This window comes from Microbacterium sp. UBA3486 (assembly GCF_002377845.1).
Taxonomy (GTDB): Bacteria; Actinomycetota; Actinomycetes; order Actinomycetales; family Microbacteriaceae; genus Microbacterium; species Microbacterium maritypicum_A.
The window spans coordinates 25,711-32,155 of record NZ_DFQP01000084.1 but is presented as its reverse complement, the minus strand read 5'-3'; the positions used below and the strand labels follow the sequence as shown (position 1 = coordinate 32,155).

Annotated in this window: 9 protein-coding genes and 1 pseudogene; 8 read left to right on the top strand and 2 right to left on the bottom strand. The window is 66.2% G+C overall.

The features are described 5' to 3' along the window. Positions 1–632 precede the first annotated feature (632 nt). The 8 genes and pseudogenes from B2869_RS12895 (at position 633) to B2869_RS12865 (ending at position 5,034) form a co-directional block, all read left to right on the top strand. The gene (locus B2869_RS12895) at positions 633–1,742 is read left to right on the top strand and encodes a phage major capsid protein (RefSeq protein ID WP_292767249.1); all 1,110 of its coding nucleotides are present in this window, start codon (positions 633–635) and stop codon (positions 1,740–1,742) included. A 141-nt stretch (positions 1,743–1,883) separates the two neighbouring features. Then, the gene (locus B2869_RS12890; RefSeq protein ID WP_292767246.1) at positions 1,884–2,690 is read left to right on the top strand and encodes a hypothetical protein; all 807 of its coding nucleotides are present in this window, start codon (positions 1,884–1,886) and stop codon (positions 2,688–2,690) included. A gap of 163 nt (positions 2,691–2,853) precedes the next feature. Next, positions 2,854–3,072: a hypothetical protein gene (locus B2869_RS12885; RefSeq protein WP_292767243.1), complete on the top strand. Its 219-nt coding sequence runs from the start codon at positions 2,854–2,856 to the stop codon at positions 3,070–3,072. A 265-nt stretch (positions 3,073–3,337) separates the two neighbouring features. Next, positions 3,338–3,622 carry a hypothetical protein gene (locus B2869_RS12880; protein ID WP_292767240.1) on the top strand — a complete coding sequence of 95 codons (285 nt, stop codon included), beginning with the start codon at positions 3,338–3,340 and terminating at the stop codon, positions 3,620–3,622. Next, positions 3,615–3,725, top strand: a pseudogene (locus tag B2869_RS18780) (NUMOD4 domain-containing protein); the annotation flags it as partial. The gene B2869_RS12880 and the pseudogene B2869_RS18780, both read left to right, overlap by 8 nt. A gap of 12 nt (positions 3,726–3,737) precedes the next feature. After that, complete coding sequence (locus tag B2869_RS12875) at positions 3,738–4,118, top strand: hypothetical protein (RefSeq protein ID WP_414683274.1); 381 nt, start codon at positions 3,738–3,740, stop codon at positions 4,116–4,118. Continuing rightward, on the top strand, positions 4,115–4,432 hold the full coding sequence (locus B2869_RS12870) for a DUF7169 domain-containing protein (protein WP_292767234.1): 318 nt from the start codon (positions 4,115–4,117) through the stop codon (positions 4,430–4,432). The genes B2869_RS12875 and B2869_RS12870 overlap by 4 nt, the downstream gene beginning before the upstream one ends. A gap of 425 nt (positions 4,433–4,857) precedes the next feature. Beyond that, entirely contained in the window at positions 4,858–5,034 is a 177-nt protein-coding gene (locus B2869_RS12865) for a YjzC family protein (RefSeq protein ID WP_292767231.1), read from the top strand. Between the two features lie 102 nt (positions 5,035–5,136). Here B2869_RS12865 and B2869_RS12860 read toward each other — a convergent pair whose 3' ends face one another. Then, positions 5,137–5,889, bottom strand: a complete 753-nt coding sequence (locus B2869_RS12860; RefSeq protein ID WP_292767228.1) for a hypothetical protein — start codon at positions 5,887–5,889, stop codon at positions 5,137–5,139. A gap of 75 nt (positions 5,890–5,964) precedes the next feature. Then, entirely contained in the window at positions 5,965–6,210 is a 246-nt protein-coding gene (locus B2869_RS12855) for a hypothetical protein (RefSeq protein ID WP_292767225.1), read from the bottom strand. Positions 6,211–6,445: the final 235 nt, after the last annotated feature.

Genomic DNA, 6,445 nt, shown 5'->3' with positions numbered 1-6,445 from the left:
CCGCCGCCGCCGCCCGCCTCGCCGACCGCAAGGCCCGCGCCACGTACACCCCCTGGGACACCTGGCACCCCGAAAGCTAACGTTGCGCAACAGATTCCCATGAGTCAGCCGTGGGCAATTCGCCCCGCCAGGAGAAAGCACTGGTCAGGATTGGTTTTCGCCGCAGGGGCCCATCGGGGCGGCCTAACGCAATGAGGTATATGAAGCTAGAGGGAGAAAAAGGGTCCTGACCAGGCCCCCGCTCGTACGCGCAAGGTTCTATAGAACTATGGAGCGAGACGCGGTCTTCTCCCCGGACGCCCTGAGTGCTTGACGCGCCAGGGCGTCCCTCTTCGGTCCTCCGGACCCACGGAGGCCGATCACCAGACTCCCCGCGTTCACGCGGGTACAGCCGCAGTAACCCCTCGCTCGATCAAGCACCGGGAACCTGCGGCACCAATTCCGCCGCCGACGAGCGCAGCCGAGGCCCCTGGGGCAGAGCTGCTGCGCGTCACTCGGCCAGCCGACACACGGCGTCAACAGCATCCCGAGGGCCAGGAGGCCAGAGGGTGCTCAGTCGCGTGCGCGGTCCGTCGGGCAGGCACTTCCGCGAGCAGTCGCTCGCACAAGTGACTACCCATAGGAGTCAGACAATGGACGCTAAGTCCGAACTCAACCAGATCAAGGCCCGCATGAGCGAGCTCATGGTCAACGTCAAGGCCAGCGGGCGCGAGCTCACCGAGGCCGAGATCACCGAGGTTGACCGCCTCACCACACGCGCCTTCGAGCTCAAGGCGGCCATCGACCGCGGCGAGCGCAGCGCGGACCTGATGGACCACGCCAAGGGCAAGGGCAACGCCTTCGAGACGTGGAACGGTGGTCAGCCCACCGGTGACGCGTTCCAGGTCGCCAACGTGAAGGGCCGCATCACCAACGCGGGCATCAAGCAGATGGCCGAGAAGGCAGCCAAGGCCCTCGTCGCCGCAGGTAGCTCCGCGACCGCGGTCGCGCTCGATGAGACCCCGATCCGCCTCGGCGTCCCGGGTGCCAACCTCGGCATCCTCGACGTGATCCCGGTCACGCGCCGTGACAACCCGAGCTACTCGTACCAGCGCCAGACGGTGCGGACGCTGAACGCGGCGGTCGTCGCGCCTGGCGCCCAGAAGCCGACCTCGGTGCTGACGTTCGAGACGGTGAACAACACCGTCTCGGTCATCGCGCACATCTCCGAGTACCTCGACTCGTACGTCATGACCGACAACGAGAGCCTCAACGCCTTTGTAGAGGCCGAGCTGCGGCTGGGTCTCTTCCAGAAGCTGACGTCCCTCGCGGTCGCTGCTTACGCGGGCGCCTCTGGCGCGCAGACGCAGGCCTTCACGACCAACGTGATGGACAGCCTCTACCTCGGTGCCAGCAAGGCCCAGGAGTTGGGCTACAACCCGGATGTAGTGCTGCTGACGCGCGCCGACTTCGACGCGATCGTCCTCGCGAAGGACGGCCAGGGCAACTACCTGTACCGGAACCCGGAGGACAGCCGCCTCCACGGCCTCCAGCCTGTCATCGCGACCGGTCTGGCCGCGAAGACCGCGATCGTCCTGGACTCCAGCAAGGTCGGCATCAGCGTCGACCAGCAGGGCGTCCTGACCAAGTGGGACGCGATCAGCAAGCTCGACTACAACCAGGTGCGCGCGCTGGTTGAGATGCGGGCAGGCTTCGACACCTACGCACCCGCCTCGATCGTCAAGGTCGGCACCGCGGCGTAAGCCCCGCATCCTCCGCTGAGTAGCGCAACTCAGCCGGGCTGGCATCCTTCACCGGGTGTCAGCCCACTCCACCAGTCCCGCGGTAGCTGACATCAGCTGACGGGCCGCGGGCCTGATGACTCTCTGCGCTACGGTGTTCCCGTGACGCCGATAATCACCGAGGATAAATTCCACCATGGTCACGCTCAGAATGTGGCTGCGGACTACTTCCTCGTTGTGAACGAGCGCCTCGAACCTCTCATCAAACGACTCAACGCCTTCGATGTTCGCGCCGGGAGCTCACTAGCTGGCGATGATCGCGCAACGCGTTCGGACGCTGTAAGCCATCAGGCCCGCGCCCTTCTTTCTGTAGCCGCTGACAACGCCAGCACGGTTGCTACGGTTCTTGTGAAGGCCGAGGTGCTTCCAGCTTTTGCTGCATTCACACTGCTCCGTAACGCGCTCGAGTGCGCAGGGGTTGCTCTGTGGCTGATCGGTCCGCGAGCTCGCGACTCGCGGATTCTCCGCGCCCTCCAGCTGTCTCGCGAATCACGCAATGACGAACAGCGATTCGAGGCGACGGTCGCGGGCCAGAAGTACCGTGGCCTGCCGGACACGGACGCTGTGCTGCAACGCCTCATCGTCGAGCGTGACCAGCGACCAGGCATCTTCGGTGAACGGCTTACCCCTCCTCCCATCACTGATCGACTCGCTGAAGCACAGTCATACATCACCCAGCGCTCCGACGACCAAGAACCTCTGCTGGTCCAGTGGCAGCGGACAAGCGGCCTCGCTCACGGACGCAGGCACGCAGTCTGGCAGACGAGCAACGCTCGAATTGTGAGCCTCGATCACATCGGATTTCAGGCGATGATGTCCGGCGATATCGTCGCCATAACGGCCCACTTCGAGGCTGCCGTGAATCATCTAGATGACGGCATCTCTTTGCTGGAGCTGCGCGGCTCATAGCCTGCCCCGGGGTAGGCGGGCCAAACCCTATGGCCTGGTTGGCCATGGCACAACTCCCGGCATCTGTCTTAGTGTGTCCGGGCCCCCCACCCCATCCCGCACGCGTATACGCGCGTATCGCGAGCTCTGCGCCGCTCCGGCCTACCGCATTGCGAGGTGCCCCTTGACTGACCAGCTCCGCTGCCCCCGATGCGGGCTCCGCAAGCCGCTGGCCGACTTCCCTCCCGCGCCGTCCCGCTCGACCGGCGTCGGCTCGTACTGCCGTCCCTGCAAGCGCGACCACGCCCGCGAGCGCCGGTCCACGCCCGAGGGACTGGCTGCCTCGCGCGTCGCATCGCTCGCGTACTACTACCGCAAGCGCGACGCCGCCCGCATTCCATGACCTTCCCGGGGACTTGAGCCCCGTCGACAATCTCGCGTCACGATGACCGTGACGCCCGCGACCTGCGTCTGCCAACGCTCTACAGGTCGCCCCTCTGGCCGGCCCCGCTGGTCTCACCGTGGCAGCGGTGGGACTGGCGGGGCCTTCTCTCGTTTCCGAAAGGCACTGCCATGTCCAACACCACTCTCCGCGTCCTCCGCGCTCACGCCGTCCCGGCGATCGTCTCCTTCGCGTTCCTCGCCCTCGGCCTGATCGGAATGTTCGCGTGAGCGTCGTCTACCCCGAGCCCACGAGCGTTGAGCGTCGCGCCTGGTACTTCAAGAAGCAGGCTGACCGCCGCCGCGCCGCGCTCCGCTTCGAGGTCGGGCGCATCGACTCTTTCATACGCCTCCGCGAGATGCTCGAGGGCGCGGAGCCCTGGCAGGCCGACATCATCAACGCGCGCATCGAGAACCGCCGCGCCCATCGAAACGCCCACCGGCTCAAGCGCGCAGCGCGGCAACGGGCAGCCGCTGAGGCCGAGCAGGACAGGCGGGTCGCTCGTGCCTGAGCCCGTCGTTAACCTCGACCATGAGGTCTGGGCGTCTCTCCCCGACTATCCCGGCTACTGGGTGAGCTCAGAAGGCCGTGTGCGCTCGCGCCGGGGTATCCTTCGGCCCTCCAAGGTGAATCGCCTCGGCCACCTGAAGGTCACCCTTGGAGGTCGCTCCTTACTCGTCCACCGCCTCGTCGCTGGGGCCTTCATCTCGAACCCAAGTGGCCTGCCGATGGTCCTCCACGGCGACGGGCACCCTGCGAACAACCGCGCGGATAACCTGCGCTGGGGAACCGGTGCCACCAACATGGCCGACGCTCAGTTGCACGGCACCAAGCCAGTTGCCCGCCACGGCACTCGCTACAAGTACCAGCACGGCTGCCGCTGTCCTGCATGCACCGAAGCCAACACTGCGTTCGATAGGGCGCGCCGCGCCACCAACCCCCGGTTCGTCGCCCAGCAGAAGGCGGCCCAGCACCGCTACTACGCCCGTAAGAAGGAGACCTCATGACCGACCCGACCGACCCCCTCGACACCCTGGAGCGCTTCGGCGCCGCCAACCTCCGGGTCCGTCAGCTGCTCGCAGACTCCCGCGAGGCGCAGTGGCGCCCCGGCAAGTCGCCCGTCCCCAAGGAGGACACGACCGAGCGCAGCAAGGGCCTCGTGAACGACCCGACGGCCACCACGGTCCTTGACCCGCGCCGTGCCGCCCTCCGGGGTGCTTCGCTGGAGGCCGAGCGCGCGCTGTCACTCGCCGCCCGCACTCTCCGCGTCGCGGAGGCGCGCCTCGCGGCCGCGCTTACTCGGGCGGGCCAGGACAGTTAGGGCAGTTAGGGCAAGTTCAAAGTGGGAGCCGCACGGTCTCCCCTGGGCTCCTCGAATCGAGGGGCCCTTGTCCTACCCTTCCGGACGCGTTCTGCGAGCCCTGCGGAGGCCACGCGGCTCCTGAGCTCGCTTCGAGCATCTTGGAAGCGGATAAGACCTTAACGTCACGATCCCGAGCCAACTGGCATTGATTGTCGGCGTGTCGAAAACCCGAATTGCCTGTAGCACGGGTAAGACTTGTCCAAGAAGCACCAAGACCCCGAGCACACCCTGTTCTCGGAAGAAGGTCAGGGGCGTTCAGGGTCAAGGTCGGATCTGCCAGGATCTTCGTCCGAGACTAGCCCTTCGAGGCCTGGAGCTCCGCATCAACGCGGAGATTCAGGCAAACGGAGTGGGAACGTCCGGCGCTTCGGGAAGATGAAGAAATGGCAAGCAAGCCGCAGTTCCGCCCGGGCCAGACGGTCCCGAAGAGCGGTCAGTACCCGATCGTCGGCCCGCGCGGTGGCAACACCGGCCAGGAGGTCACGTCGACGAAGGGCGAGCCCTTCCCGCCGACTCCGAAGTCCGGCATGGGCTACGGCAAGCCCGACCTCACGAAGTAATACCCGCCTCTTAGCGGCCCCGCCGGAGGGGAAGACCGGCGACGACCCTAGGCGGAGCGAGACCCCCGCGGCATCACTCGCCGCGGGGGTCTTGTGCGTTTTCTAGAGCGCGACGATCCGCCGGGGCTCCTTGTCGAGGAATACTTCGCCGGCTTTCGGGTCGCCGTTCGCGTCATGCCACCGCACGACGAAGGTCACACCGAACGATCGGCCATTCGCCTGGCGTTCACCGATGAAGGTGATCGCGTCTTGGATCGGCCCCTGCCACTGCGATGGGCCGTTGAACGCGAAATCGCCGAGTGGCGGAAACAGGCTCACGTCGCGGATGGAAACCCCGGGCTGCGTGTTCCGCAGCACGAATATGTCGCTGTCCTCGATGTCATCAATGCGCCACTGGGCCTGCAGCTGTGGTTCTGCGCGTTGTTTCGCGACCTCTGCCATGGCTTCACTGCGCCCCTCAGCACGTCCCAATTCCCGTGCCGTCTCGGCCAGTTCCCCGCCGCGCCGAACTTGTTCGAGCGCCTCCTGCTTCGCACGAGCTTGGACCGCCTCGACCTCCTGCTTCGCGAGGGCCTGAGTCGCCGCGACATGTGCGGCTCCGAGGTTGGTGGCCTTCTCGACGTCGGCGTGGAGGCGTGCATTCTCGCGTTCAAGCCGGGCCACGGTCGCGTCGGCGAGCGCCAGCTTCCTCGAGGTGGTGATCCTGAGCGTGAAAGGCCAGCGAGTCCAGCGCCACAGAGGTCGCCAGACCTTGTCCTTGAACGCGGCGTTAAATGCGGCGAGCGCCCACGTGGCCAAGATCGCTGCGACCGCACCGCCGACGATCGTAATCAGCCATGTTTCACCCGTTGTCATGCCCCGAGAATATCGGCCAGGTACGACGAAGCCCCCGAGGCCAACAACCTCGGGGGCTTTCGTGTCGTTCTGGGACTACTCGGCAGCTTCGAGTTCCGCGAGCCGTTGCTTCATCGCGTCAAACTCAGCCTTCTTCCTAGCCCGCGCCCTGCGCGTGGCCTCGACCGCCAGTTCCTTCTTGTAGAGCCCCTTCACGGCGCGAACCTGCTCGACTAGCCCGTCGAGTCCGGCGAAGTACGCGCTCAGGTCCTCCTGGCTGGCGTGCCCGGCCTCCAGTTCCGCGGCGAGCGCCTTGCTTGCGATGGTGATGTTCTTGCTCATGGTCGTTCCTCCGTCGTGGTGGTTGATGACCTGATCGTGCCGCGCGCTGGGCGCCGCAGGAGCCCGGTTGCCCGGACTCCCGCCGCATCCCGAGTTGCGCCGCCACGCCTAGAAGATGATCTGCAGCTGGTGGCCGTACTTCGGAGCGCGCGCCCGACGCTCAGCCCCCTCCTTCCCGAGCCGAATGCTCGCCGCCAAGCGCCTCGGCGCGTCCTGAGCCTCCTGCCTCGCCCAC